The organism is Pseudoxanthomonas sp. CF125 (assembly GCF_900104085.1).
GTDB lineage: Bacteria > Pseudomonadota > Gammaproteobacteria > Xanthomonadales > Xanthomonadaceae > Pseudoxanthomonas_A.
Genome location: NZ_FNLD01000003.1, coordinates 885088 through 910955 on the forward strand (window position 1 = coordinate 885088; position 25868 = coordinate 910955).

Annotated in this window: 21 protein-coding genes; 10 read left to right on the forward strand and 11 right to left on the reverse strand. The window is 65.0% G+C overall.

What is annotated here, in order from left to right; genetic code table 11:
• Positions 1–10: 10 nt before the first annotated feature.
• From BLR66_RS17375 to BLR66_RS17390, 4 genes are all read left to right on the forward strand, one after another.
• Positions 11–1063 (forward strand): SIS domain-containing protein, encoded by a 1053-nt coding sequence (locus BLR66_RS17375; protein WP_093289833.1) that lies wholly within the window; start codon positions 11–13, stop codon positions 1061–1063.
• Entirely contained in the window at positions 1060–2217 is a 1158-nt protein-coding gene (nagA, locus tag BLR66_RS17380) for an N-acetylglucosamine-6-phosphate deacetylase (protein WP_093289834.1), read from the forward strand. Before BLR66_RS17375 ends, nagA begins: the two co-directional genes overlap by 4 nt.
• Entirely contained in the window at positions 2214–3284 is a 1071-nt protein-coding gene (locus BLR66_RS17385; protein ID WP_255402751.1) for an acyltransferase family protein, read from the forward strand. Before nagA ends, BLR66_RS17385 begins: the two co-directional genes overlap by 4 nt.
• A gap of 88 nt (positions 3285–3372) precedes the next feature.
• On the forward strand, positions 3373–4656 hold the full coding sequence (locus tag BLR66_RS17390; RefSeq protein WP_093289835.1) for a PQQ-dependent sugar dehydrogenase: 1284 nt from the start codon (positions 3373–3375) through the stop codon (positions 4654–4656).
• A 16-nt stretch (positions 4657–4672) separates the two neighbouring features.
• Here BLR66_RS17390 and BLR66_RS17395 read toward each other — a convergent pair whose 3' ends face one another.
• From BLR66_RS17395 to BLR66_RS17410, 4 genes are all read right to left on the reverse strand, one after another.
• Positions 4673–5590 carry a hypothetical protein gene (locus BLR66_RS17395; RefSeq protein WP_093289836.1) on the reverse strand — a complete coding sequence of 306 codons (918 nt, stop codon included), beginning with the start codon at positions 5588–5590 and terminating at the stop codon, positions 4673–4675.
• Positions 5587–6984, reverse strand: coding sequence for a glycosyltransferase family 2 protein (locus BLR66_RS17400; RefSeq protein ID WP_176943939.1), 1398 nt, complete (start codon positions 6982–6984; stop codon positions 5587–5589). The genes BLR66_RS17395 and BLR66_RS17400 overlap by 4 nt, the downstream gene beginning before the upstream one ends.
• Before the next feature lie 183 nt (positions 6985–7167).
• Positions 7168–8397, reverse strand: coding sequence for a multifunctional CCA addition/repair protein (locus BLR66_RS17405; protein ID WP_093289837.1), 1230 nt, complete (start codon positions 8395–8397; stop codon positions 7168–7170).
• A 241-nt stretch (positions 8398–8638) separates the two neighbouring features.
• Entirely contained in the window at positions 8639–10603 is a 1965-nt protein-coding gene (locus BLR66_RS17410) for a transglycosylase SLT domain-containing protein (RefSeq protein ID WP_093289838.1), read from the reverse strand.
• 101 nt (positions 10604–10704) lie between these two features.
• On the opposite strand from BLR66_RS17410, the gene BLR66_RS17415 reads away from it, so the two are divergent.
• Both BLR66_RS17415 and BLR66_RS17420 read left to right on the forward strand, forming a co-directional pair.
• Positions 10705–11502 (forward strand): sulfite exporter TauE/SafE family protein, encoded by a 798-nt coding sequence (locus BLR66_RS17415; protein ID WP_255402752.1) that lies wholly within the window; start codon positions 10705–10707, stop codon positions 11500–11502.
• Positions 11503–11647: 145 nt separating this feature from the next.
• Positions 11648–14542: a TonB-dependent receptor plug domain-containing protein gene (locus BLR66_RS17420; protein ID WP_093289839.1), complete on the forward strand. Its 2895-nt coding sequence runs from the start codon at positions 11648–11650 to the stop codon at positions 14540–14542.
• Positions 14543–14628: 86 nt separating this feature from the next.
• On the opposite strand, the gene BLR66_RS17425 is transcribed toward BLR66_RS17420, so the two are convergent.
• The 4 genes from BLR66_RS17425 to BLR66_RS17440 form a co-directional block, all read right to left on the reverse strand.
• The gene (locus BLR66_RS17425; protein ID WP_093289840.1) at positions 14629–15396 is read right to left on the reverse strand and encodes an endonuclease/exonuclease/phosphatase family protein; all 768 of its coding nucleotides are present in this window, start codon (positions 15394–15396) and stop codon (positions 14629–14631) included.
• A gap of 17 nt (positions 15397–15413) precedes the next feature.
• The gene (locus BLR66_RS17430; protein ID WP_093289841.1) at positions 15414–16211 is read right to left on the reverse strand and encodes a thiol:disulfide interchange protein DsbA/DsbL; all 798 of its coding nucleotides are present in this window, start codon (positions 16209–16211) and stop codon (positions 15414–15416) included.
• An 88-nt stretch (positions 16212–16299) separates the two neighbouring features.
• Positions 16300–16923 carry a thiol:disulfide interchange protein DsbA/DsbL gene (locus tag BLR66_RS17435; protein WP_093289842.1) on the reverse strand — a complete coding sequence of 208 codons (624 nt, stop codon included), beginning with the start codon at positions 16921–16923 and terminating at the stop codon, positions 16300–16302.
• Between the two features lie 97 nt (positions 16924–17020).
• Positions 17021–17848 (reverse strand): c-type cytochrome, encoded by an 828-nt coding sequence (locus BLR66_RS17440; protein ID WP_093289843.1) that lies wholly within the window; start codon positions 17846–17848, stop codon positions 17021–17023.
• Between the two features lie 174 nt (positions 17849–18022).
• Here BLR66_RS17440 and yihA point away from each other — a divergent pair, with 174 nt between their 5' ends.
• Positions 18023–18631 carry a ribosome biogenesis GTP-binding protein YihA/YsxC gene (yihA, locus tag BLR66_RS17445; protein WP_093289844.1) on the forward strand — a complete coding sequence of 203 codons (609 nt, stop codon included), beginning with the start codon at positions 18023–18025 and terminating at the stop codon, positions 18629–18631.
• Positions 18632–18683: 52 nt separating this feature from the next.
• Positions 18684–19658, forward strand: a complete 975-nt coding sequence (locus BLR66_RS17450; RefSeq protein ID WP_093289845.1) for a polysaccharide deacetylase family protein — start codon at positions 18684–18686, stop codon at positions 19656–19658.
• A 64-nt stretch (positions 19659–19722) separates the two neighbouring features.
• Here BLR66_RS17450 and BLR66_RS17455 read toward each other — a convergent pair whose 3' ends face one another.
• Genes BLR66_RS17455 through BLR66_RS17465 form a run of 3 tightly spaced genes read right to left on the reverse strand, consistent with a single transcriptional unit; the run spans position 19723 to position 23007 of the window.
• Positions 19723–20664, reverse strand: a complete 942-nt coding sequence (locus tag BLR66_RS17455; protein ID WP_093289945.1) for an ABC transporter permease subunit — start codon at positions 20662–20664, stop codon at positions 19723–19725.
• Positions 20665–20701: 37 nt separating this feature from the next.
• Positions 20702–21397 (reverse strand): VIT1/CCC1 transporter family protein, encoded by a 696-nt coding sequence (locus BLR66_RS17460; RefSeq protein WP_093289846.1) that lies wholly within the window; start codon positions 21395–21397, stop codon positions 20702–20704.
• Between the two features lie 14 nt (positions 21398–21411).
• A complete protein-coding gene (locus tag BLR66_RS17465; protein ID WP_176943940.1) occupies positions 21412–23007 on the reverse strand; it encodes a peptide ABC transporter substrate-binding protein in 1596 nt (531 codons plus the stop codon).
• An 81-nt stretch (positions 23008–23088) separates the two neighbouring features.
• Between BLR66_RS17465 and BLR66_RS17470 the strand changes: the two genes are divergently transcribed.
• A complete protein-coding gene (locus BLR66_RS17470; RefSeq protein ID WP_093289848.1) occupies positions 23089–24453 on the forward strand; it encodes a glutamate--cysteine ligase in 1365 nt (454 codons plus the stop codon).
• A gap of 69 nt (positions 24454–24522) precedes the next feature.
• Positions 24523–25833 (forward strand): amidohydrolase family protein, encoded by a 1311-nt coding sequence (locus tag BLR66_RS17475; protein WP_218119668.1) that lies wholly within the window; start codon positions 24523–24525, stop codon positions 25831–25833.
• The last annotated feature ends 35 nt before the right edge of the window (positions 25834–25868 follow it).

Here is a 25868-nt window from a genome sequence, read left to right on the forward strand (position 1 = left end):
AAGCCACCCCATGAACACCGCAGCAACGAACCAAGCCGGTTTGCCCGCCCCCCACGACACCCTGATGTACGCCGAAGCCGCGCAGACCGCCGAAGTGGTCGCCGCGCAGTTCACGCGCAACCAACCGGTCATCGCCGCACTGGCCGAAGACCTGCGCCGCAATCCGCCGCCGTTCGTGGTGACCTGCGCGCGCGGCAGCTCCGACCATGCGGCCACTTATGCGAAGTATCTGTTCGAGACGCAGCTGGGCATCGTCACCGCTTCGGCCTCGCCCTCGGTCGGCTCGGTCTACGAAGCGAAGCAGAAACTGGATGGCGCGTTGTATCTGGTCATCTCGCAATCGGGCAAAAGCCCCGACCTGCTGCGCAACGCCGAAGCCGCGCGCGAAGCCGGCGCGCGCGTGGTGGCGCTGGTGAACGTGGAGGATTCCCCGCTGGCGCAGCTGGCGCATACCGTGGTTCCGCTGCATGCCGGTCCCGAACGCAGCGTGGCGGCGACCAAGAGCTATCTGTCGTCGCTGTCGGCCATCCTGCAACTGGCCGCCTACTGGAAAAACCAGGCGCCGTTGCTCGACGCGCTGGAATCCTTGCCCGACAGCCTGCGCGCCGCGTGGCAGGCCGACTGGTCGCCGCTGACCGAAGGCCTGGTCGATGCGCACAACCTGTTCGTCCTCGGCCGCGGTCTCGGCCTCGCCGCCGCGCAGGAAGCCGCACTCAAGTTCAAGGAAACCTGCGGCCTGCACGCCGAAGCCTACAGTTCGGCGGAAGTGAAGCACGGGCCGATGGCGCTGGTGGGGCCGGGATTCCCGGTGCTCTGCTTCGCGCAGCCGGATGAAACCGAGGCCGGCACGCTGGCCCTGGCCAAGGAATTCCGGGGGCGCGGTGCGGAGGTCTGGGTATCGTCGGCACATGGAGATCTTCCATTGGTGAAAGCGCCGCATCCGGCCTGCGCGCCGCTGCTGACCATCCAGAGTTTCTATCGCGCCATCAATGCATTGGCGCTGCGCCGCGGGCACAATCCGGATGTGCCGCCGCATCTGAACAAAGTCACCGAGACCGTATGAACGGCGATCCGACCGACAGCATCCTGGCCCTGGTCAACGGCCGCGTCCTCACCGATCGCGGGATCGAGGAGGGCATTGCGGTGCTGGTGCAGGCGGGGCGTATCGTCGCCGTGGTTTCCGAGCACCAGGCTTTGCAGCGCGCCGATGATGCGTACGACCTGCAAGGCGCGATCCTGCTGCCGGGTTTCATCGATTGCCAGGTCAACGGCGGTGGCGGCGTGCTGTTCAACAACTCGCCGGATGCCGAATCGCTGCGGCGCATCGGTGCGGCGCACCGCCAATTCGGCACCACCGGTTTCCTGCCCACCCTGATCAGCGACGATGCCGGCAGGATGCGTGAAGCCGTCGCCGCCACGCACGCGGCGATCGCGCAGAACGTGCCGGGCGTTCTGGGCATCCATTTGGAAGGTCCTTACCTGGCGCCAGCGCGCAAGGGCACCCACGACGCCAGCAAATTCCGCGTGCCGGACGCGCAGGAAATCGAACTGGCCACCGCTCTGGACAACGGCATAACGTTGATCACACTTGCGCCGGAGCGGGTGGGCGCCGATACGGTGCGTGCGCTGGTACAGCGCGGGGCCATAGTCTGCGCCGGCCATACCGCCGCCAGTTACGAGGAAACCCGCACCGGCATCGACGCGGGCATCCGCGGCTTCACCCATCTTTTCAATGCCATGTCGCCCCTGACCGGCCGCGAGCCCGGCGCGGTCGGCGCGGCGATGGAAGATGCCGGCACCTGGTGCGGCGTCATCGTCGACGGCCATCACGTGCACCCGGCCAGCCTGCGCGTGGCGTTGAAGGCCAAGGCGCGCGGCAAAGTATTCCTGGTCACCGACGCCATGCCCCCGGTGGGCGCGGACGATCCCAGCTACGAACTCTATGGCGAAGTGATCACCGCGCGCGATGGCGTGGTCCGCAATGCGGCGGGGACATTGGCCGGGTCGGCATTGGACATGGCCACGGCGGTGCGCAACAGCGTACGGATTCTCGGTTTACCGCTGGAAGAGGCGGCGCGCATGGCCTCGGCCTATCCCGCGGAGTTCCTGGGCATAGGCGACCGCTACGGCCGCATCGCGCCGGGCTACCACGCCGATCTGGTGGCGTTGGACGCGGACCTGCAGGTCGTCGCCACCTGGATCGACGGCAGCCAGTGACCGCGCCGCGGCGCTTCGATTCGGTCGATGCGCTGCGCGGCATCACCGTGGCGGCGATGCTGCTGGTCAACAACCCGGGCGACTGGGGCCACGTGTACGCACCGCTGCTGCATTCGGAATGGAACGGCTGCACGCCGACCGACCTGGTGTTTCCGTTCTTTCTCTTCATCGTCGGCGTGTCGATCGCGCTGGGCATCGTCCCACGCGTGGAGACGGGCACCGGTATCGCTTCATTGCGGCGCGCGGTGATGCTGCGTGCGGCGAAGATCATCGGCCTGGGGTTGCTGCTGCACCTGCTGGCGTTCTGGCTGTTGGACAAGCCGTGGTTCCGGCCGTGGGGCGTGCTGCAGCGGATCGGCCTGTGTTTCGCGGCGGCAGGTCTGCTGGCGACCCTGACCCGCGCCAATGCGCAGTGGTTCATCATCGCGGCCCTGTTGCTGGGTTATTGGGCCTTGCTGGCGGCGGGCGGTTCGTTCGCACCTCTGGACAATCTGGCCAGCCGCATCGATACCGCGCTGCTGGGACCGATGGTCTATCAGTTCGATGCGGCCAGCGGCCGTGGCCATGATCCGGAAGGCTTGTTGAGCACGCTGCCCGCCATCGCCACCACGCTGCTGGGCGTACGCGCAGGCCAATGGCTGCGCGGCGGCGATGCGAAGCGACTGCTGTTGGCCGCAGTGATCGCACTGGCGGCCGGATTCGCCTGGTCGTACTGGTTCCCGTTCAACAAGAACCTGTGGACGTCCTCTTATGTGCTGTGGACGGCGGGCTGGGCCATGCTGGCACTGACCCTGTGCCATGCGCTGATCGATGTCGGCAAGTGGCCTGCGCTGGGCCGCCGTTTCGGAGCCAATGCCATCGCCGCCTATGTCGGATCGGCGGCTATGGTCTATGCACTGGCGGGGCTGGGTTGGTGGGAACCGATCTATCGTGTCGGCTTCAGCCAATGGATGAGCCCGCGTTTCGGGCCCTACCTGCCGTCGTTGGCCTTCGCCTTGGCGTTCGTGGGACTGTGGTGGGGCGTGGTGTATTGGATGGACCGTCGCCGCTGGTACCTCAAGCTCTGACCGCTCTCAGCATCCTTCTGCTTCCGATCACAGCTTTCTCCGCTGCATTGGAGTAGAAAGGCGGGCATCCCCCGGTGTGAGTGCCGCCATGCGCCCGTCTACGTACCTGCTTGCCTGCTGCTTGCTGTTGCTGACCGCGTGCGATCTGTCAGGCGCCGAGGACGACAATAAACGTTCCGCGCAGGAAGCGCCCGAACGCGCCGCGTCCCGGCTTATGGCTTCCCCACGCGTCGTGCCGGTGAATCGGCCGGTCGCCGTCCACGCCAGTGCCGTCGCGCAGGCCGCACCTGGGCAGCCCCCCTCGATGGGCGGCAATCTGCCTGCCCGGCAGATTCCCAATCCCGCTTTCAAGAGCACCGAAGTCGCGCGGTTCGACCAGCCCTGGGCAATGACTTTCCTGCCCGATGGGCGCCTGCTGGTCACCGAAAAGCCGGGCAAGTTGCGGCTGATCGATGTCGCCACCAAGCAGATCGGCGAAATCATCGGCGTGCCGGCCGTCGCCTATGGCGGGCAGGGCGGCTTGGGCGATGTGGTGTTGCACCCGCAATTCGCCAGCAATCGTCTGATCTATCTGAGCTATGCCGAATCGGGAACCGGCGGACGTGGAGCGGCAGTGGCGCGCGCGGTCTTGAATCTGGACGCCAGCGGCAACAACGGCAGCCTATCCAACTTGCAGGTGATATGGCGGCAGATCAAGGTGAGCGGAGAGAATCATTACAGTCATCGCCTCGCCTTCGACCGCGATGGCAAGCTGTGGATCAGTTCAGGCGAACGCCAGAAGGGCGCGCCGGCGCAGGATATGCAATCCAACCTGGGTAAGATGTTGCGCCTCAATGCGGATGGTTCGACGCCTGCTGACAATCCGTTCGCCAATCAGGGAGGCATTGCGGCGCAGGTGTGGTCGTTGGGCCATCGCAATGTGTTGGGCGTCGTTTTCAATGCGCAGGGCCAGTTGTGGACGCATGAGATGGGTCCTGCCGGCGGCGACGAACTCAACCTGATCGAGCGCGGTTCCAATTACGGGTGGCCCATCGTTTCCAACGGCAGCAACTACGACGGCAGCGACATTCCCGACCATTCCACGCGGCCGGAATTCAATGCGCCGGAAGCATGGTGGACGCCGGTGATCGCGCCGGCCGGTTTCATCATCTACGACGGCGATCTGTTTCCCTATTTCCGCGGCAACGGCTTCATCGGCGGGTTGGCGTCGACGGCGCTGATCCGCATCCAGTTCGACGGCAACACCGGCAGGGAAGTGTCGCGCTATCCGATGGGCCAGCGCATCCGCGAAGTGGAGCAGGGTCCGGACGGCGCGATCTGGCTGCTGGAGGACGGTTCGAACGTACGCTTGTTGAAATTGACGCCGACTTGATCGCTGCGAGCGGCGATCAGAGGTCGATCACGGCTTCCACGCTCACATAGCGGTAGGCGTAACGGTCGGAGCCGGTTTCGTTGAGCACCGGCGTGTCCTTGTATCCCGCATTGGCGCGCAGCCAGGCTCTCTTCCAGTGCGGGGTGTCTACGCCGACCTCCAGCATGCGCGCATTGCTCCAGCTTTCGCTGTCGCTGCGCTGGCGGCCGAAGCCCGCGGCCGCACGCCATTGGTAGCCGCCGTAGTGGCGCCGAAGCGCGACCACGCCCAGGACTTCTCCGTACCATTCCGGCGAGTAATAGTCCCCTTCGCGCGCCTCGCTGTTGCGGAAGTAGCGGCTGCGCAGCTGCACGCTGATTCCCTGTTCGGGCAAGGCCGCGAAGATCAGGTTGCCACGCAGATGCGTACGCAGATTGCTGCCGGAACCGAAGTCCTGCAGGCCGACCAACCCAGTAGCAGTCCAGCGCTCGCCCATCGGCAGGTCCACTGCAGCGCCGGCAAAGGTCTGCACCAGGCCGCGTTCGGCACCCTCGCGGGTTTCCAGGATTTCGCGTTCCAGGAAGAACTCCTTGCGGCGGGCGTCCTGGCTATGCAGCGAAGCACTGCCCAGCAGCGCGTCGCCATTGGTGCCCGCGTCCACTTTCCACCGCCACAGATCGCCGCCGCCCGCGGCGCGGACATACAGGCGCTCTTCGCTCTGCGACCAGCCGTCGCCAGCGAAGCGCGCGCGTTCCACCTTCATCCCCAACCAGCGATCGTCGCTATAGCGGCGCAGGTCCCAGCCCAGTCCGTATTTCTGCGTCTGGTTGCCGTCGGCGTCGGAAGACAGCCACAGCTCAGGTCGAAACGCCTGTTTCGGCGACGGTTCTTCGCCGGCCGCCGCCATGCCCGACAGCGCCATCAACAGGGCGAAAGCCAGCGGAGCCCGCTTCATTTCGTACCCCAGGTCTTGCGCAGGCGCAGCAGTTCGGCCGCATAGCCCAACACGCACACCGGTTGCAGCAGCATGGTGTAGCCGATCGAATAGAACAGGAAACCGCTGAGATTGCGCCGCACCCGCAGATCCTGTCGTTTGAACATCCTGGTCTGCACGCCGAAGATGACGATGTTCCAGAGCATGGCCAGAGGCAGCACCAGCAGCGTCATCAATCCCGCGATCCAGTAGTAGCCGAACAGCGCCAGCACCAGGCCGGGCAAGAACGCCAGCGTGTAGACCAGGTCCAGCGGCAGGAACAGCAGATTCCACCAGATGAAAAGCGTGCTCATGCGCGGCGCGAACAGCAGCCGGCCATGCCGTGCGAAAGCTTCCATCAATCCGCGCGACCAACGCTGGCGCTGGCGCGAGAATTGCCCGACCTTGGCGGGAACCTTGGTGAACAGGCAGGCGTCCTCGCAATAGCCGATGCGCGCGCCGGTGGCCAGCAGCGCCCACGACACCACGATGTCTTCGCCCACGCACTCGGGCCAGCCGCCCACTTGTTCCAGCGCCTGCCGCTCGTACAGAGAGAACGCGCCCTGCGCCACCAGCGTGCCGTGGTACATGCTCTGCATGCGCTTCACCGCGGCGATGCCGTGGAAATAATCCCACTCTTGCGCGCGGGTCAGCCAGTTGTCGCGCGAATTGCGCACCAGCACCGCGCCGGCGACGGCCACCGTGCCGGCGGGGTCAGAGAGATAGCGCTGCACGATTTTGCGCAGCGCGTCGGTGCGCAGATAGGAGTCGCCATCGACGGTCAGCACGAGCCCCTGCCGGGTCTCGGCGAATCCGCGGTTCAACGCCGCCGACTTGCCTTGGTTGCGCGGCTGCGCCAGTACGCGGATCTGCATCCCCGGGCGCGAGAGCCGGCCGGCCGCCGCCTGGGCGATGGCCAGGCTGTCGTCGGTGGAGCCGTCGTCGATCACCACCACCTCTACCTGGCCGACGTAGTCCTGCAGGGAAAGGCTGAGCAGGGTGTCGTCGATGTTCTCGCCTTCGTTGTAGCAGGCCACCAGCACGCACAGGTCCGGATACACGGCGAACTCGCGCCTCGAAGGACGGCGATCGCTGAGGATCGAGCCGATCAGGAAGGCATTCATAAAACCGGGCACATAGGCGATGAAGGCGATTACCACCAGCGCCACCGCGAATCCGGTGACGTGCGACAGCTCGCTCAACCAGGATTGCGACAGCCACACGCTGAAACCCATCCAGGCTGCGGCCAGGGCCAGGACCAGGGCGAACTTGACCCGCAACGGCACGTACAGACCGCCGCGCGCGGCCAATGCGGGCGTGAGCGAGAGTTCGTCGGTTGCCGGGTCGATCAGCGAGGTCGAATCGAGGTTGTACATATCCAGTGTCCAGGTGCTTATGGAGTAGCTGCACTGGAGTAAAAGCAATTATCGTGCCAGGGGTGGAATCCCTTTCCTGTTGAGCTGTTGGGTCCGGAGAGGGCAAGAGAATGGTCACGGACGGCGAACTGCGTCACATTTTTACCGACCGCTGCCTTGCAGAGCTGGTGCGACGGAGCCGACTCAGCTTTCGGACCGCCGCGCCTTCTGGATGGCGAGCAGCCGCGCCTTCTTCAGCGCCAGTCCGACTTCGGGGCCGGTGAGCGGGGTTTCGGCCAAGTCGCGGGCGTTCACCGCCAGCGCGGCGGCATGCAGGCGCTGCAGTTCGCGTCCCTGCGGATAGTCGGCGTCTTCGCTGCCCAAGCGGCCGCGCTTGTCGGCTTCGCAGACCAGAGTGAGTTGAGCGATGCGTTCCGGTTTGCGGAACGCGTCGCAACGCGTTAGCAGCTCCAGCACCGTGGCGTCGCGCAGCTCATTCAGACGGTGCACGTTGAGATGTTCGCGGCAGGCCATGATCGCCAGCTCGCGATGCGCGGCCGGCACTTTGAGACGTTCGCACAATGCTTTCAGCGGGGCCACACCGGCGTGTTCGTGGCCGATATGTTTCGGCAACACCTCCGCCGGCGTCAGCGCCTTGCCCAGGTCGTGGGTCAGCGCGGCGAAGCCGATCGCGTCATCGCCAGGCGCAAGCCGCGCGGCCATGTCGCTGACCATTTCCTGGTGCAGGCCAGTATCCACTTCCGGATGGAACTCGGCACGCTGTGGCACGCCGTACAGCGCATCCACTTCCGGCAATACCTGGGCCAACGCGCCGCAATCGCGCAAGGTGCGAAGGAAGGCCGAGGGCGTGGCCGAACGCAGCGCACGCGACAGCTCCTGCCAGACGCGCTCGGGCACCAGTTCGGCCAGCTCGCCGCCTGCGGCCATTTCCCGCATCAGCGCCATCGTCTCAGGTGCGACCGTGAAGCCCAAGGCCGCGAATCGCGCCATGAAACGCGCCGCGCGCAGTACGCGCAGCGGATCTTCAACGAAGGCCGGCCCCGCATGCCGCAATACGCGCGCTTGCACATCGCGCGCGCCGCCCAGCGGATCGAACTGGTTGCCTTGTTCGTCCTGCGCGATCGCGTTGATGGTGAAGTCGCGACGCGCCAGATCCTCTTCCAGCGTCACCGATGGATCGCTGTCCACCACGAAGCCGCGATAGCCACGCCCGCTCTTGCGTTCGGTGCGGGCCAGCGCGTATTCCTCGCCGGTGCGCGGGTGCAGGAATACGGGAAAATCGCGCCCGACCGGTTTGAAACCCTGCGCCAGCATTTCCTCTGGCGTAGCGCCGACCACGACGTGGTCGCGGTCGCCGGGCTCAAGGCCCAGCAACTTGTCGCGTATGGCGCCGCCGACTAGGTAGGTTTTCATACTAAGAATGATGCCTTGTTTTTCCTTCTCCCATCGGGAGAAGGTGCCCGAAGGGCGGATGAGGAAATGGATTTTCAGCTATTGAAAAATTTCCCTGGCGAGTAATTTCCATTCCCTCACACCCCAAGGGTGCTTGCTTCACGGCGTCCGTCGCTGCGCGCCACCTCGTATCAAGTACAGGGCAGGCTCTTCTCAGCCCTGCACACCCTTCGGGCGCCGGTGGGAGAAGGAAAAGCGGAACTCAGCTCTTGGGCAACTGCGCCGTAGGGCAGCTGAAGGATTTCCGCTTCGCATCCACGCGGCCAAGCATGCGGTCGGTTACCGGCAGGGCCTTGCCGTTCAAGCGCCAGTCGTAGATCACGCTGAAGGCCAGCACGCGCGCCACGTACTCGCGGGTTTCCTTGTAGCTGATGGTCTCTATCCAGAAATCCGGGTCGTAGTTGGGACGTTGCGACTGCCAGCGCGCGGTGGGCGCCGGGCCGGCGTTGTAGGCGGCGATGGCCACGTACGGCGTGCCGTATTTGTTTTCCATCTGCCGTAGGTACGCGGTGCCCAGCATGATGTTGGTATCCGAATCGTAGAGGCTGTTGGCGCCGCCCCAGGGCAGGCCCAGGCTTCTGGCGGTGGCCGCGCCCGTGCTGGGCAGGACCTGCATCAGGCCCATGGCGTTGGCGCCGGAGCGCGCCTTGGGGTTGAAGACGCTTTCGGCGCGTATCTCGGCCGCGACCCAGGCCGGGTCGATGGCGTTCCTGGCTGCTTCGCGCTTGATGGTCTCGCCATGGTGCAGCGGGAAGCGCAATTCGTAGAGGCGTTGTTCCTCCGGATTCTTGCCCAGCGAAAACACCGCCCGGTCGAACCAGCCGTTGTCGCGCGCCACTTCCACCGCCAGGCGGCGCTGGGTATCGTCGAAGCGCGCCAACGCGCTGTTCCATTCGCTGGTGGCCCAGCCGGGGCGTTCCAGTTTCCATAACTCCATCGCACGGACGATTGCCGGATCCTTGGCGATCACGGCGCGGGCCTGCGCGCCGTCGTTGGGGATCCAGGCGCATAGCGCGTAACCCTGATCGATGCGGTCGGCGGCCAGGAAACCGTGGAAGGTGGCCGACTTGGCGGCTTCTCGGAACAGGCGCTGGGCTTCGGCGTTGTCGCCGTTTTTTTCCGCCAGCCGCGCTTCGAAATAGCGCCAGCGCGAATCCTCGCGCTGCGCTTTGGGCATCTTGCGTATCGCCGCCAGTGCGGCGCGCCAGTCGCCACGCGCCATGGCTTCGCGAACGCGCCATTCGTGCAGCTTTTCGTCGTAGGCCGCTTCGGGCACGGCATTGAGGCGGCGCGCGGAATCGGGTTCGTAGGACGCTACCGTCCACAGCGCCGCTTCGTACAGCACCTTGCCGCGCTCGCTTTCGTTCATGCCCAGCGCCGCGGCGTACTGCGGCAACTGCACTTCCGCACTGGCTGGCGAAGATTTGGCCAAGCGCATCAGGCCGTACATGGCCATCTTGCGACTGCGTTCGGTCTTCGGCCAACCGAGCGCGCGCGCATGCACGCTGTCCAGGAACGCGGCGTAGTCGTTGGCCAGCGCTGCATCGGCTGCGGGCAATCCGCGCGCTGCGCTGCGCATGACGGCTGGTTGCTGCTCGGCGGCGGCCTTGTCGATGCGCTCCCAGCGCAGGACCGGCGGCAATCCGCCGTTGACGCCAAGCAGGGCGAACACGGGATCGCAGCTGTCCGGCAGCGACTTGCCGGTGCTGGTCCAGATTTTCTGCGCGTCCAACGTCCATTGCGCATCGGCCTTGCCCAGGGCTTGGCGCGCGTTGAGTTCGGCGCATTGCAGGCCGACATTGGAGGTCGGTTTCCACACCGCACGCAGCGTGGGCCAGTCCTGCCGCCGGGACAATGCGGGCAGCCAGACGCCGCGGAAAGCATCGGCCACGGCCTGGCCGTCGTAGCGTTTGAGGAAGGATTGCGCCTGTGCGGTGGACAAGGTGTCGATGTCGCGTTTGAGAGCGGCAAATTCCACCCAGCCGTACAGTGGATGCGCCGTGAGCCCCGGGGAATATTGCGAGGCATCGAAGCGGCCGCTTTCCGCTGCCTGCAAAGCTGCCTGAATTTGCGGGCGTTGCGCGTCCAGGTTTTGCGCTTGCGCGGCGCAGGCCGGCAATAGGCCGCAGGCGGCAGCGAGTACGATAGCGAAGCTAGCTTTTGTCATGGCCGAAATACTAAAGGATGGCGGATGAATCGCATGATTCGCCGCACGGGCGCGTGAATTGCGCATCACACTAGCCGCATCACATTTGGTTTGGAGAGAACGTGTTCGAAGGAATCTGGATGTTCCCCTTGCTGGGTGCAGTCGCCGGCGTACTGGCGGGATTGCTTGGCGTCGGCGGCGGATTGGTGCTGGTCGGCGCATTGGCGTGGTTGTTGCCCTTCTACGGTGTTCCCAAAGAAGCGGCGATGCATGCGGCCCTGGCCAGCTCGCTGGCCAGCATCGTGCTGACCGCTGCTTCGTCCGCATACGCCCATCACGGTCGCGGCAGCGTGCTGTGGCCCACGGTGAAATGGATGGTGCCGGGTTTGTTGCTGGGCGGATGGCTGGGTAGCGGCATCGCGGTGAAGCTGGACGATCAGGTGCTGCGTTGGGTGGTGGCGGGCTATTGCCTGCTGGCTGCGGCGCAGTTGCTGTTCGGCAAAACCCGGGTCGGCGCCGAAGGCGTAATGGCGCGGCCGCCGACCGGCTTGCCCATGATCGCGGCGGGTACCGGCATCGGCGCGGTGTCGGCGGTGGTGGGTATCGGCGGCGGCAGCATGACCGTGCCTTTGCTGGTGTGGCGCGGAATCGCACCGGTACGCGCGGTCGGCACCTCCAGCGCCTGCGGAGTGGCGATAGGGCTGGCCAGCGCCGTCGGCTATGCGTTGCATGCCCCGGCGGGTGCGCTACCCGAATATTCGGTGGGCTATGTCTATCTGCCGGCCGCCATCGGGGTGGCGGTGGCCTCGGTGTTGTCGGCGCCGTATGGCATGCGTCTGGCGCACCGGATCAGTGGTTTGGCCCTGAAGCGGGTATTCGCCCTGTTCCTGATAACGGTTGCGGTCACCTTATTAGTGTGAACACGGACCGAAAGGCGAATTACATTCAGCCAACCCTCACACGATTCGCTTGCTGATTTTTACGATTTGTTTACAAACTGGCGCCAGACCGTCCTGGCACAGGGAACTGGACGGTCTTACCTCAATCACTCTGGAGAGAGAGACCATGAAACCGCGCCGCCAATCCTTGGCTATCGCCATCCACCTCAGTTTGCTCCTGACTCTGCCGGGCATCGCCGCCGCGCAGGACACTACCGAACAACAAGCCAAGACGCTGGACACGGTCACCGTGACCGGCACCCGCATCAAACAGACCAATGCGGTCACCGCGCAGCCGGTGTTCGTGCTGGACCGCGAAAAGCTGGACAAGACCGGCGTGCAGACCGTCGGCGACGTGCTGCAGCAACTGACCGCCAGCGGCAAGGCGCTCAACGCCAAGTTCAATTCCTCCGGCAACTTCGGCTATCCGGCCGACGGCGGCGGCATCGGTGCGGGTTCGGCGCAGGTCGATCTGCGCAACCTGGGCTCCAAGCGCGTGCTGGTGCTGGTGGACGGTATCCGCTGGGTCAATGAGTCCTCGGCCTCCGGCGTCAGCGGCAGCGCCGACGTCAACACCATTCCGCTGGCCATCGTCGAACGCATAGAAGTACTCGAAGACGGCGCGTCTTCCATCTACGGCTCCGACGCCATCGCCGGCGTGGTCAACATCATCACCCGCAAGACGTTCGACGGCGCCGAAGTCCACACCTATTTCGGACAGTACGATGACGGCGGCGACACCACCGAAGCCAGCCTGACCCTGGGCGGCTCCGGCGATCGCTGGTCCGCGGTATTCGGCGCGAGCTACTACGAGCAGAAGAGCATCAGTTCCGGAAGCTGGGAGCAGTCCTCATACCCCACCCCCGGCACCGGGGTCCGTGGCGGCAGCTCCGGCATCCCACAAGGACGCTTCACCTTCTGCGATCCGTCGCGGCCGGTCGATGGCGTCGGCGGTTGCGATGCGGACGGCAACAATTGGTACGACATCACACTCAACAATGGCACTACCGTGCCGGTTTTCGATCCGAACGACCCGAATGGCGGCACCTACCACGGCTTCAGCGGCGCAGACCGCTTCAACTTCGCGCCGTACAACCTGCTGCTGACGCCCAGCAAGCGCAAGTCGTTGTTCACCAGCGTCAATTACGACATCAACGAGAACACGCGCCTGCACGTGAAAGCGTTGTACAACAATCGTACTTCGACCAATCAGGCCGCGCCCGAGCCGATCTTCGTGGGGCCGTTCGCGGGAACCGGCGGAATCGCCGATACGATCTCCATTTCCGCGGCTAACCCGTACAACCCGTTCGGCATCGACCTGGATGCATCGAGCAACTTCGGTTTCATCACCAAGCGTCCGGTCGAAGTCGGTCCCCGCATCTTCGAGCAGGATGTCGACACGGTCTATTTCAACATCGGCCTGGACGGCCTGTTCAATATCGGCGACCGTGGTTTCAATTGGGACGCCAACTACGTGCATTCCGTCAACAAGGCCACGCAGACGTTCTACAACGGCTATAACGTCGCCAAGCTCAAGCTCGCGCTCGGCGATCCTGCCTTGTGCGCAGCGGTGGCGGGCTGCATACCGCTGGATCTGTTCGGCGGCCAAGGCCGTCCGATGACCCAGGAGATGATCGACTACATCCGTACCACCCAGATCGATTCCAGCAAGCAGACGCTGGACCTGGCTTCGGCCAACGTCACCGGCGATCTGTTCGCCATCGGCGACCGCACCGCCGCCTTCGCCGCCGGCGTCGAGTACCGCAAGTACAGGGGCGAGTTCAACCCGGATCCGTTGCGCCAGTCCGGCGAGTCGCAGGACTCCTTCGCCGCGCCGGTCAAGGCGGACTACAACGTCAAGGAAATCTATACCGAGTTCAACTTCCCGGTGCTGGCTTCGCTGGACCTCACCGCCGCCGTCCGCTATTCGGATTATTCGACCTTCGGCACCGCCACCACCGGCAAAGCGGGTTTCCGCTGGCAGCCGGTCGAAGACCTGGTGATACGCGGTACTTATTCGCAGGGATTCCGCGCGCCGAACCTGGGCGAGTTGTACGGCCTCACGCAGTTCGGCGCGACCCTGGTCGATCCCTGCGGCTCGACCGGCAGCCCCGGACCGGCGGCGCCGGAATTCGCGGCGGGTTGCTTGGCGCAAGGCGCGCCGCCCACCTTCGAACAGGCCAACACCCAGATCACCACCTTCACCGGCGGCAATCCGAACCTGGAACCGGAAGAATCGGACAGCTACACCATCGGCGTGGTCTACAGCCCGTCGTGGGGCGAGGACCAATCCTGGTCCGAACGCCTGGATATCGAGTTGAGCTACTACAACCACGAGATCGAGGGCGCCATCCAGGCGCGCGACCTGCAGTCGTTGCTCGAAACCTGCTTGCGCGAAGGCGGCGTCGGTACGCTCAACTGCACGCCGTTCACCCGCAATCCGATCGGCGGCAACCTCAATCCGCCGAACAACTTCCTGGATAACCTGGGTTCGATCAAGACCGACGGTCTGGACGTGAAGTTCAACTGGACCGGTCCGGAATGGGGCTGGGGCAACTTGAACGCCTCGCTGCAGGCGACCTATGTGATGGGTTACGAAGCGATAGACATCGACGGCAACCGTTCGCAACGCGAAGTCGGCATCGAAGTGGACGACAGCGCCATCCCGGAATGGCAGGTCAACGCGCAGTTGGGCTGGACCTCCGGCGACTGGAGCGTGAATTGGACCTCGCGCTTCATCGATGCGGTCAAGGAGCCTTGCAGCAACGTGCCGGTCGGCGAAGCGCCGGGCTGCCAGGGCGGCGTCGAATTCAACAAGCTGGGCTCGACCACCTTCAACGATGTGCAGGCCAGTTGGAAGAACGCTTTCTCGCTGGAAGGCCTGAAGTTGTCCGTCGGCGCCAACAACGTGTTCGGCAAGGAACCGCCGGTGTGCCTGACCTGCTCCTTGAACGGCTACGACGCGGGCACCTACGATCTGCCGGGTGCGTTCTGGTACCTCAGCGCCGACTATCGTTTCTAATCGGACGTTGTTGAAAAAACAAACGGGCGGCGATGCGAATCGCCGCCCGTTTTCTTTTCAGGCTTTGCCGGCGGGCAGGTTGCGGCTCAACGCAGCGCCGCTTGCGGTACGTCGATGCTCATCGCCAACGCCAGATGATCGGAGAACGCGGCGGGAATGGCGCGCGCATCGGCGAATGCCAGGCGCTCGCTGACCAGGATGTGGTCGATGGCGCGTTGCGGACGCCAGCTGGGGAAAGTGGGCACGCAGAAGGCCGGCGGACGCAGGTGCGTGCGGGTGTACAGCAGATCCATTTCCGGCCGGTCCGGCACGCAGTTGAAATCGCCCATCAGCACCGCATGCGGGTGGTCGGCCAGCAGTTCGGCGATGAACGCCAGTTGCGAGCGGCGCGAGACCGCGCCCAGCGACAGATGCGCCACTGCCACCACCAGGCCCTCATCGCCGTCGCCGAAGCGCGCCATCAGCACGCCGCGTCCGCCGATACGGCCGGGCAGGGCATGGTCGCTGACTTCCACCGGTTCCAGTTTGCTCAGCAGGCCGTTGGCGCTGGACGCCACCCGGCCGACGTTGCGGTTGGGTTGGTGGCTCCAGTAGTCGAAGCCGCCTTGTTCGGCCAGGTAGTGGGTCTGGTTGGTGAACCCGGAGCGCAGGCTGCCGGGGTCCGCTTCCTGCAGGCCGACGATGTCGTGCTCGCCGGCCATCTTCGCTATCGAATCCAGGCTCACGCGCTTGTTGCCGGTCGGCAGCGCGTGCGACCAGCTGCGGGTCACATAGTCGCTGTAGCGGCGGGTGCTGGAACCCGCCTGGATGTTGGCGCTGAGCAGCTTGAGCCGGCGCGTGTCCGCTGCGGTCATGGGGGCGACCGGTCGGATTACTTCGCCGCACCCGATTGCGCGGCGCGTTCCCTGGCGATCAGATGATCGGCGATGCGCAGCATGTCTTCCCAGCTGCGGCCCTTGATCAGGTACTTGCCATTGACGATCAGGGTGGGCGTGCCTTCCACCTTGCTACGCATCATGAACTGGTTGGCCTTGTTGATCCGGCCGGCCACCGCGAAGCTTTTCATGGTGTTGAGGAACTGCTCGGCGCTCACGCCGTACTGGGTGTAGAACGCGGCTACCTTGGCTTCGTCGGGCTTGTCGCCTTCGGCCGGAATGCTGTGCTTCAGGTGGATCGCTTCGTACACGGCCTGGTGGCTCTTTTCTTCGATGCCCAGCGATTCGGCCGCAAAGAAGGCCTTGGCGTAGGGAACGAAGTCCGGACGGAACTGCGCCGGCACGTAGACCAGATTCACGTCGGCCGGCTGCTTGGCCTTCCAGCTACGCAGGGTGGGATCGAAGGCATAGCAGGCCGGGCAGATGTAGTTGAACATCTCGACCACTTCGATCTTGCCATCGACCGGCTGCCAGGGCTGGCCGCCTTCGATGTCCAGGTAGTCGGTCCCAGCCACCGGCTCAGCGCCTTGCGGGACCACCGCCGGATTGTTGTTGGGTGCGGCGGGTTCGGGCGCGGCGGTTTCGGCCGGCGCCGTGGCGCCGGTCGCAGCGGCGATCGTGGGCGCTGCATCGGCGGGCGCCGGGGCTGCGGCCTCTGCCGGGGTTTCGGTCTTGGAGCAAGCCGCCATCAGCGGCAGCAGCAGCGACAACATCAGGGCGTGATGGATTCTCATGCTTGGATCCTAGGAGGGGTGAGAAGGGGCGATCGTTTCTTGAGTGCCTGCATCTTTTACAGAAGCACTGTTTATCAGAGCACGGCGATTATTTCCGGGCACGTTCCCGCGCTATCAGATAATCGGCGATGCGCAGGGTGTCCTCGAAGGAGCCACCGGTCACCCGGTATTTGCCGTTGACGATCAGCGTCGGGGTGAATTCGACGCCGGTGGCCAGGGCGAATTCCTTGGAGCGTTCCAGCAGTAGGTCCGTCGCCGGGTTTTCCATCGCGGCGACGAAGGCTTGCGGATCGACGCCGTAGCTGGCGTACCAGGTGGCGATCTCATTGGAGGAGGCATTCTGGATCGGCAGGCTGCCTTGTTCGTGCAGCGCCTTGAACATCGCATCGTGGGTCTTGGCCAGCACCCGCAGCTTGGCGGCGGCGTAGTAGGCGCGGGCGTAGGGCGTCCAGAATCCGCCGAACGCGGCGGGCACCGGGGTGAAGCGCACCCAGGAAGGCTGCTTCTTGTGCCAGGCGCTGACCACGGGCTGGAAGTGCGCGCAATGGATGCAGGTGTAGCCGAAGACCTCGACCACTTCCACCTTGCCGTTGAGCGGCGCGTAGGGCTTGCCGTCCGCGATCTCCACGTAGTCCACGCCGGCGACCGGGTCGGCGGCGAAGGCGGATAGCGGCAGCAACGCCAGCAGCAACAGGGCAAAGCGCAGTTTCATCGGGCGGCCTCGTGGCACAAAAAGAAACGCCGGCCATGATCGGGCCGGCGCAATGAACAAGAGCTGTGATCCACGGACCGCGCCGGGCGCGAAAGGTTCACGACTGTTGCGGTGCGGGCTCGGCGGCAGGTGCGGGCGGAGCGGCGGGCGCGGCCTTGCCGGCCGAAGCGGCGGCATCGTCGGCGCGATTGTGCAGGCCCTGCAGATAGGTGCCCAGCGCCTGGATTTCCTGGTCGGTCAGCTTGTTGGCGACCTGCGCCATGATGTTGAACAGCGCCGGATCCTTCACAGTGGTGGTGCCGGTGCGGTATTCCTGCAGGCGGCGGGCGGCGTAATCCTGACGCTGGCCACCCAGGTGCGGGTAGGCCGGGCCGGGATTGCCGGCGCCGCTGGGGCCGTGGCAGGCCATGCAGGCGGGAATGCCGCGGGCAGCGTCGCCGCCGCGGTACAGCTGCTGGCCCACTTCGTAGAACTTCATGCCCTTGTAGGTGCCGTCGGCGATCACCGTGTCGTCAGCCAGGCCTGCGCTGGCCTTCTGGGTGGCGAAGTAGGCGCCGATGTCGCGCATGTCCTGCGGGGTCAGGTCCTTCACGAACGGAACCATGGCCACCGCCGTCCCGCCGCGCTGGCCGCTGGCGATCAGGGCGACCTGGTGAGCAATGTAGCGCTCGCTCTGGCCGGCGATGTTGGGGTATTGCGGGTCGCTGCCATTGCCGTCGGCACCATGGCAGGCGGCACAGGCCGAGGCCTTGGTCTGGCCGGCCTTGGCATCGCCCCAGGTGGTCTTGCTGAGGTCGATCTCCAGCGGCGCGGTCACCACGGGCGCGTTGTCCGGCAGCGGAGCCACGGTGGTCTGGGCGAATGCGACCGCACCCACGGCCGCAATGGCCAGTCCGGCAAGTCCAAAAACGCGAGCGTGGCGCATGCTAAAGCTCCGGGAATATCGAAAAAAGCGGCGCCGAGCGGCGGCCGCGAAACAGGGGAATTATCGTCGGGGCAGGCCTTGCGGGTCAATGAAAGCGGGCGTCGCCGGCTTTTTGCGGGCTTTTCCCCGGTCGTGGCGGCGCCGGTGCGGCCGTCGCCGTGCCATCCTAGTGGCATGTTCAATCCCCTAGAAAAAGCCAAATACCTGCTGGCGGCGCATATCCCCAGCCAGCTTCCCGCCGACATCGGCCATGAAGTCGCCTTCGCCGGCCGTTCCAATGCGGGCAAGTCCACCGCGCTCAACGCGCTGACCCGGCAGAAGGCGCTGGCGCGGGTCTCCAAGACCCCTGGCCGCACCCAGCAGCTGGTGTTCTTCGAAATCGAGCAGGACAAATACCTGGTCGACCTGCCCGGCTACGGTTACGCCAAGGTGCCGCACGAGCTGAAGGACCACTGGCAGGCATTCCTGGATCGCTACTTCCGCACCCGCAATGCCCTCAAGGGCCTGGTGGTGGTGATGGACATCCGCCACCCGCTGAAGGAATACGACCGGCACATGCTCAGCTATGCGGTGGAGCGCGGCATCCCGGCCCATGCGCTGCTGACCAAGGCCGACAAGCTGGGCCGCGGCCAGCAGGCCAACGCGCTGCAGGCGGTGAAGAAAGAGCTGTTCTCCCTGTTCGGCGACACCGTCAGCGTGCAGACCTTCTCCGGCGAGTCCAAGCAGGGCGTGGACGAGGCGCGCGCGGTGGTGAACGGGTGGCTGGGGTTTTCGCAAGTCTAGGATTCCGATCCGCGGTTATCTTCTTCGGCCCCGTTCTCAAAGGATTTCGCGCATGCGGCTACTGGTCTTTCTGTTGTGGCTCTGCGCATGGTCGCCCGCGTTCGCAGCGCACGCGGCCGAGAGTACCGACCGCCGCATCGCCGTCACCATCGACGATCTGCCGTGGGCGCGTCTGGACGGCATCGCACCACCTGACCTGCAGGCGCGCCATGAGCGTTTGATCGCGGCGCTGAAGCAGGCGGACGTGCCGGGCATCGGCTTCGTCAACGAAAACAAGCTGGAAATCGACGGCAAAGTCGATCCGCAGCGCGTGGCGATGCTGCGCGACTGGCTGGATGCAGGTTACGAGCTAGGCAACCACACTTACGCGCACGTCGATCTGCACATGGTCGGCATTCCGGCTTACGAGAAAGACATCCTCGACGGCGAGCGGCAACTGCGTCCGCTGCTGGCCGAACGGGGAATGGCGCCGCGCTGGTTCCGCCATCCCTACCTGCGCGCGGGTCGCACGGCGGCCGACAGGGCCGACGTGGCGGAATTCCTGGCCCAGCACGGTTACCGCATCGCGCCGGTCACCGTGGACAACGGCGAATGGGTGTGGGCCTTCGCCTACGCCAACGTGATGAACACGCAGGCCGACACGCCCGAGCGCGAAGCATCGCTGCTGCGTCTGCGTCTGGGCTACGTACCCTACATGCTCAACAAGCTGGATTACTACGAAGCGCAATCGCAACAGCTGCTGGGCTACGCGCTGCCGCAGATATGGCTGATGCATGCCAACGAGCTCAATGCCGACAGCTTCGTGGAGCTGATCGCGGCCGCGCGCCGCCGCGGTTACCGCTTCATCACCGTGGACGAAGCGATGCGCGACCCCGCTTATGCGCGCCCCGATGGTTACAACGGCCGCTACGGCCCCAGCTGGCTGCACCGCTGGGCGATGGCCGAGAAGAAACCGAAGGAGTTCTATGCGGGCGAACCCGTCGTACCGAAGTGGGTAATGGCTCTGGCCGACGTGGACTCGGAGTAGGTCGGGGCTACGCCCCCGACGCTTGCCGGGCGTGCATCTTGAGCGTCGGGGGCGTAGCCCCGACCTACTGGTCAAGGCGCGGGTCCATCCATCCGCGCAGCGCGTCCACCAGGGTGTTGATCGCCACGATCAGCGCGCCCACCACCAGCACCACGCCCAGCACCAGGGTGTAGTCACGGTTCAAGGCGCCTTGCACGAAGTAGCGGCCCATGCCGGGAATGCCGAAGACCTGTTCGACCACCGCAGAGCCGGTCACCACGTTGATCAATGCCGGCGACAGCCACGCCACCACCGGCAGCAATGCGGGCTTCAACGCGTGCGAGAACAACAGGCGCGTCTCCGAAAATCCACGTGCGCGCGCGGCACGCAGGTAATCCGCGGAAAGGGTTTCCAGCATCGAAACGCGGGTCAGCCGCGCGCAATAGGCGATGTTGGGCAGGGCCAGCGCGATCACCGGCAGCACCAGATTGCTCCACTGGCCCCAGCCGCCGGCCGGCAGCCAGTGCAGAGTCACCGCGAACAGCAATACCAGCAGCGGCGCGGCGACGAACTTCGGGATCGCCAGCCCCAATCCCGCAAGCAGCATCAGGCTACGGTCGATCCACTTGCCCGCCCGCAACGCGGCGAATACTCCCAGGGGAATTCCCAGCAGCAACGCCAGCAGCAGCGCGAGTCCGCCGTTGAGCGCCGACACCGGCAGCGCTTGGGCGATCAATTGGTTGACGGTGTAGTCCGGGTACTGGAAGGAAGGACCCAGGTCGCCGCGCATCACGTCGCCCAGCCATGCGCCGTACTGCGCGATGAGGGGCTGGTCCAGCCGGTATTGCGCGGCGAGTGCGGCCTGCACTTCGGGCGGCGCGGATTTTTCGGTATCGAACGGGCCGCCGGGCGCGGCGCGCAGTAGTACGAAGCAAAGCGTTGCCAGCAGCCACAAAGTGATGAACGCTTCGAGTAGGCGTGAAAGGAGGCGCCTCACAAAACCACGATACTCGAGGTGCAGCGGCATGTAGACACCATGCATTGTTGGCCTGTTCGGTATCGCACTACACGCGCACATCGAACAAGTTGCCGATCAAGTGCGAAGCCGCCATCGCCATCGCTCCCCAGAAACCCACCCGCAACGCGCCCCGCAGCAAAGGCGCGCCGCCAGCGTAAGCGGCCAAAGCGCCGGAGACGAAAAGGCTGGCCAGCGTGACCGCAATGGTCGCCATGCCGACATTCTCCGTCGGCACCAGCAATACCGCAGCCAGCGGCACCAGCGCGCCCACGGTGAAAGCGGCTGCCGAAGCCATGGCCGCCTGCACCGGGCGCGCGCGCAAGGTTTCGGTGATGCCAAGTTCGTCGCGCGCGTGGGCGCCCAGAGCGTCGTGCGCGGTCAGCTGTTCGGCGACCTGATGCGCAAGCGCGGGAGTCAGGCCGCGGCGCACATAGATATGCGCCAGTTCGGCGAGTTCGGTGTGCGGGTCATCGGCCAGCTCCTGTTTTTCCTGGCGCAAATCGGCCTTTTCCGTATCCGCTTGCGATTGCACGGAAACATACTCGCCTGCCGCCATGGACATGGCGCCCGCCACCAGGCCTGCTACTCCGCTGGTCAGGATCACCGCATGGCTGGCGCCGCTGGCGGCCACGCCCACCACCAGGCCGGCGACGGAAACGATGCCGTCGTTGGCGCCCAATACCGCCGCGCGCAGCCAGCCGACGCGGTTGGAGCGGTGCACTTCACGATGTCTGGCGCGCATGCGGTTTCCTCTTCTCAATCGCGCCAGCGTAACCAGCGCGAGGCATGGCGGTCGAGCGGATTGGCTTCGAAGCCCAGCACTTCCGGTCTGACCAGGTGCTTGGAGGTGTAGAAGTACAGCGGTATCGCCGCATGGTCGTTCAAAAGCTTCTGCTCCGCCGCATGCAGCCAGGCGTTGCGCGCGGCTTCGGTCTTGGCAGCATCGGCCTTGGCCAACCGTTGGCGGAAACCCGCATCGTCGTAGCCGGTCCAGTTGAGCGGACCGTCGCTGCCGAATGCGGCCAGAAAGTTGCGCGCGTCCACCACATCGCCGACCCAGCCGCCGCGGAACACCTGGGTGATCGCGCGTTGCTTGCGGTTCTGCACGAATACTTTCCATTCCTCGTTGCGCAGCCGCACCTGCGCTCCCAATACGTCGCGCCACATCGACGCCACCGCCAAGGCCATGCGCCGGTGGGGCGTGGAGGTGTTGTAGCGCAATTCCAGCACCAGCGGCCGCTCGGCCGAATAACCGGCGGCGCGGTACAACGACTTGGCGCGCGCCTCCCGTTGCGCCTGGGTGGCGTCGGCCCAGGCCATGCGGGCGCCGGTGTAGCCGGGGATTCCACCCGGTACCAGACCGTAGGCGGGTTGTTCGCCCAAGCCGGTGACGTAACGGGTGAGCTTGTCGCGGTCCACCGCCAGCGACAGCGCCTCGCGCAAGGCGTGGTCGTTTCGGAAAGGGGGCTTGCCCAGATTCATCCCCAACCAGAAAGCCCCCAGATAAGGAGAGATGCGCAACTGGTTCCCGAATCTTTTCCGCAATACGTCCAACGGTTGCGGCGGCACCGTCTCGGTGAAGTGCAGATCGCCGGCGGCGAAACGCTGCAGCTCGGCCGCAGCGTCTTCGGTTACCTGGAAGCGTACGCGCTGGATAGATACGTTGGCCGCATCGTGGAAGCGCGGGTTGCGCTCCAGAGTGAGGTTGGCCTGCGGCGTCCACGCCAGCAACCGATAAGCGCCGTTGCCGATCAAGCGTCCCGGACGCGTGTGTTGCGCGCCGAATCGCTCCACTGCCGGCAGATAGACGGGAAACGCGATGGGCAGCGTCAGCAACGCAGGCAGGGCCGCACTGCGGCTGAGAGTGAACACGACCCGGCGCGCATCGGGCGCCGCCACGCCCAAGGTTTCGGGAGCGAGCTTGCCCGCCTGCACGGCCTGCGCATTGCTCAGGGCATCGAACAGCTCGGCGAACGGCGCGGCTGTTTTCGGTGAGAAGGCGCGACGGAAGCTGGCCACCACCTGCGGCGCATCCAGTGGTTCGCCGTTCGACCAGCGCAGGCCTTCGCGCAAATGGAAGGTCCAGGTGCGGCCATCGGCCGATACCTCCCAGCGCTCGGCAATACCGGGAATCAACCTGCCTGCGGAATCCTCGGTCACCAAGCCTTCGTAGAGGTCGCGCAATACGTTGCCGCACGACACTTCCTGGCAACGGTGCGCATCCAGCGTGCTGGGTTCGGGGCCGTTGCCACGCTCCAGTTGAGCGCGCTCCGGTTGTAGCGGTGGTGGAGCGGCCTGCGCCATGGCATCGGCGGAACACAGAAGCAGCAGGGCGGCAACGATCGGGCGCATCGGCTCAGGATATAGTGCGGGCCTTGCGATGTCAGGGCAGCGGCCCAACATTCCCTAGTCTCCGACGCAGAGTATCCGCCCTTGTCCAGTCCCAGCCATGTTGCGGATACGCCCATCACCGACCGCGACCAACTGGCCGCTTACATCGCTTCGGGCGAAAAGCCGAAGGCCGCTTGGCGCATCGGCACCGAACACGAGAAGTTCGGTTTCCGGCTCGACGACCTGCGTCCGCCGACCTTCGATGGCGAGCGCGGGATCGAAGCGCTGTTGAAAGGTCTGACCCGTTTCGGCTGGCAGCCCGTCGAAGAGCACGGCCACGTCATCGCACTGCTGCGCGACGGCGCTTCGGTCACGCTGGAACCGGCCGGCCAGCTGGAATTGTCCGGCGGCATGCTGGAGAACATCCATCAGACCTGCAGCGAAGTCGGCACGCACCTGAAGGAAGTGAAGACGGTCGCCGACGAACTGCAACTCGGTTTCCTGGGCATGGGCTTCCAGCCCAAGTGGACGCGCGACGAGATGCCGTGGATGCCCAAGGGCCGCTACCAGATCATGCGCAACTACATGCCCAAGGTCGGCAAGCTGGGCCTGGACATGATGAAGCGCACCTGCACCGTGCAGGTCAACCTGGATTTCTCCAGCGAAGCGGACATGGTGAAGAAATTCCGCGTCTCGCTCGCCTTGCAACCCATCGCCACCGCGTTGTTCGCTGATTCGCCGTTCACCGAAGGCAAGCCCAACGGCTACCAGAGCTACCGTTCGCACATCTGGACCGATACCGATCCGGACCGCACCGGCATGCTCGACTTCGTGTTCGAAGACGGCTTCGGCTACGAACGCTACGTCGACTACCTGCTCGACGTGCCCATGTACTTCAGCTACCGCAACGGCGAATACATCGACTGCTCGGGCCAGAGCTTCCGCGATTTCATGGCCGGCAAGCTGCCCGCATTGCCGGGCGCGCTGCCCACCGTGACCGACTGGTCCGACCACATGACCACCGCATTCCCGGAAGTGCGCATGAAGAAGTTCCTGGAGATGCGCGGCGCCGATGGCGGTCCGTGGGGAAGGTTGTGTGCGCTGCCCGCGTTCTGGGTAGGCCTGCTCTACGACCAGACCGCACTGGATGCGGCCTGGGACCTGGTCAAGGACTTCAGCCTGGAAGAACGCAATGCGCTGCGCGACGGCGTGCCGAAACACGCGCTCAAGCTGCCGTTCCGCGGCGGCAGCGTGCGCGACTTGGCCATGGAGGCATTGAAGATCGCAGTGCACGGGTTGCAGCGCCGCGCCATGCTCAACAGCAAGGGCAGCGACGAATCGGGCTTCCTCGATCCGCTGGTGGAATTCGCCGAAGCCAACGAAACCCCGGCCGAACGCAAACTGGCCCTCTTCCATGGCGCATGGAACGGCGATATCGACCGCGTGTTCAAAGAGTTCGCATACTGATCCCGCTGCTGTAATCTGGATTCCTTTCTAGGGAGTCCAACGATGATGCGATTCGCCGGCTTTTGCTTGTTGGTTCTGCTCGTCTTCGTCCCGGCAGCACAGGCAGTAGAACGCACTGCGCTGGTCGGCGGCACCTTGGTGGACGGCACGCTCAGCGATCCGATCCGCAACAGCGTGATCCTGATCGAGGATGAGCGCATCGTCGCCGTCGGCACGGTGGGCAGCCTGGCGGTTCCGGCCGACGCCAAGGTGATCTCGACCGAAGGCATGACCGTGCTGCCCGGGTTGTGGGACATGCATGTGCACCTGATGCTCAACGGGCACTCCGACTACGCGTATTGGGACAAAACCTATCCTCCGCAATTCGGCAGCGTGATCATGCCGGCCTCGGCCAAGCAGTTGCTGATGGCCGGCGTGACCGGTGCGCGCGATCTGGGCGGGCCGTTGGAGGAAAGCATCGCGGTGCGCGATGCGATCAATCAGGGAAAACTTCCGGGGCCAACGCTTTTCGTGTCGGGTCCCTTCATCCAGAAGAAGCCCTATCCGGGCACCGAGCAATTCCGCTGGGGCGTGGATTCTCCCGCCGATGCGCGCGCCAAGGTACGCAAGCTGGCCGTGGCGGGCGTCGATACCATCAAGCTGATCGACCAGGACCAGATGAGCGATGCGGAAATCGCCGCCATCGTCGATGAGGCGCACAAGCATGGCCTGCCGGTGGTCGCGCACGCGCATCGTCCAGAGGAGATCCGCCGCGGCCTGAAAGCGGGCGTGGATTGTTTCGAACACACCGGCCTGGCCGCCGCGCCGGAATATCCGGAGGACGTCATCAAGGCTCTGCGCGAGCGCACCGCCAACATGTCGGCCGGCCCGCTGTTCTGGACGCCGACCATCGAGGGCCTCTACAACTTCCCCTATACGGTCAAGAACCACGAGTTCATCGATGGCGATGCCTGGCACGAAGGGCTGACCCCGGAAATCGTGGCCGATATCCGCAAGTCGCTGGAGCATCCCGAACGGATCAGCTATTTCCAGCAGACCCCGCAGCGCTGGCCCACGCTCAAGCGCAAGTTCCAGCAGCTGCGCGAGAACGGAGCCATGCTGCTGGTGGGCACCGATTCGGGCATTCCGATGAAGTTCCACAGCGGCAGCACCTGGAACGAGCTGGACGTGTGGGTCAACCAGCTGGGCGTGCCGGCCATCGACGCCATCCGCGCCGCCACCTACTGGCCGGCAGTGGCCATGAAAGCCGACAAGGACTACGGCAGCGTCACCGAAGGCAAGTACGCCGACATCATCGCGGTCAAGGGCGACGTGCTGAAGCAGGTCGCCCTGCTGCAGCGCGTGGACATCGTGGTCAAGCACGGCAAACAGGTAAAATAACCGCTGCCGTCCGCCCCGCGGATGCCGGCAAGACT

Excerpts from the sequence above, each read along its gene's own strand:
- BLR66_RS17375 (WP_093289833.1), top strand. The coding sequence starts at position 11 with ATGAACACCGCAGCAACGAACCAAGCCGGTTTGCCCGCCCCCCACGAC.
- nagA (WP_093289834.1), top strand. The coding sequence starts at position 1,060 with ATGAACGGCGATCCGACCGACAGCATCCTGGCCCTGGTCAACGGCCGC.
- BLR66_RS17390 (WP_093289835.1), top strand. The coding sequence starts at position 3,373 with ATGCGCCCGTCTACGTACCTGCTTGCCTGCTGCTTGCTGTTGCTGACC.
- BLR66_RS17395 (WP_093289836.1), bottom strand. The coding sequence starts at position 5,590 with ATGAAGCGGGCTCCGCTGGCTTTCGCCCTGTTGATGGCGCTGTCGGGC.
- BLR66_RS17400 (WP_176943939.1), bottom strand. The coding sequence starts at position 6,984 with ATGTACAACCTCGATTCGACCTCGCTGATCGACCCGGCAACCGACGAA.
- BLR66_RS17405 (WP_093289837.1), bottom strand. The coding sequence starts at position 8,397 with ATGAAAACCTACCTAGTCGGCGGCGCCATACGCGACAAGTTGCTGGGC.
- BLR66_RS17410 (WP_093289838.1), bottom strand. The coding sequence starts at position 10,603 with ATGACAAAAGCTAGCTTCGCTATCGTACTCGCTGCCGCCTGCGGCCTA.
- BLR66_RS17420 (WP_093289839.1), top strand. The coding sequence starts at position 11,648 with ATGAAACCGCGCCGCCAATCCTTGGCTATCGCCATCCACCTCAGTTTG.
- BLR66_RS17425 (WP_093289840.1), bottom strand. The coding sequence starts at position 15,396 with ATGACCGCAGCGGACACGCGCCGGCTCAAGCTGCTCAGCGCCAACATC.
- BLR66_RS17430 (WP_093289841.1), bottom strand. The coding sequence starts at position 16,211 with ATGAGAATCCATCACGCCCTGATGTTGTCGCTGCTGCTGCCGCTGATG.
- BLR66_RS17435 (WP_093289842.1), bottom strand. The coding sequence starts at position 16,923 with ATGAAACTGCGCTTTGCCCTGTTGCTGCTGGCGTTGCTGCCGCTATCC.
- BLR66_RS17440 (WP_093289843.1), bottom strand. The coding sequence starts at position 17,848 with ATGCGCCACGCTCGCGTTTTTGGACTTGCCGGACTGGCCATTGCGGCC.
- yihA (WP_093289844.1), top strand. The coding sequence starts at position 18,023 with ATGTTCAATCCCCTAGAAAAAGCCAAATACCTGCTGGCGGCGCATATC.
- BLR66_RS17450 (WP_093289845.1), top strand. The coding sequence starts at position 18,684 with ATGCGGCTACTGGTCTTTCTGTTGTGGCTCTGCGCATGGTCGCCCGCG.
- BLR66_RS17455 (WP_093289945.1), bottom strand. The coding sequence starts at position 20,664 with ATGCCGCTGCACCTCGAGTATCGTGGTTTTGTGAGGCGCCTCCTTTCA.
- BLR66_RS17460 (WP_093289846.1), bottom strand. The coding sequence starts at position 21,397 with ATGCGCGCCAGACATCGTGAAGTGCACCGCTCCAACCGCGTCGGCTGG.
- BLR66_RS17465 (WP_176943940.1), bottom strand. The coding sequence starts at position 23,007 with ATGCGCCCGATCGTTGCCGCCCTGCTGCTTCTGTGTTCCGCCGATGCC.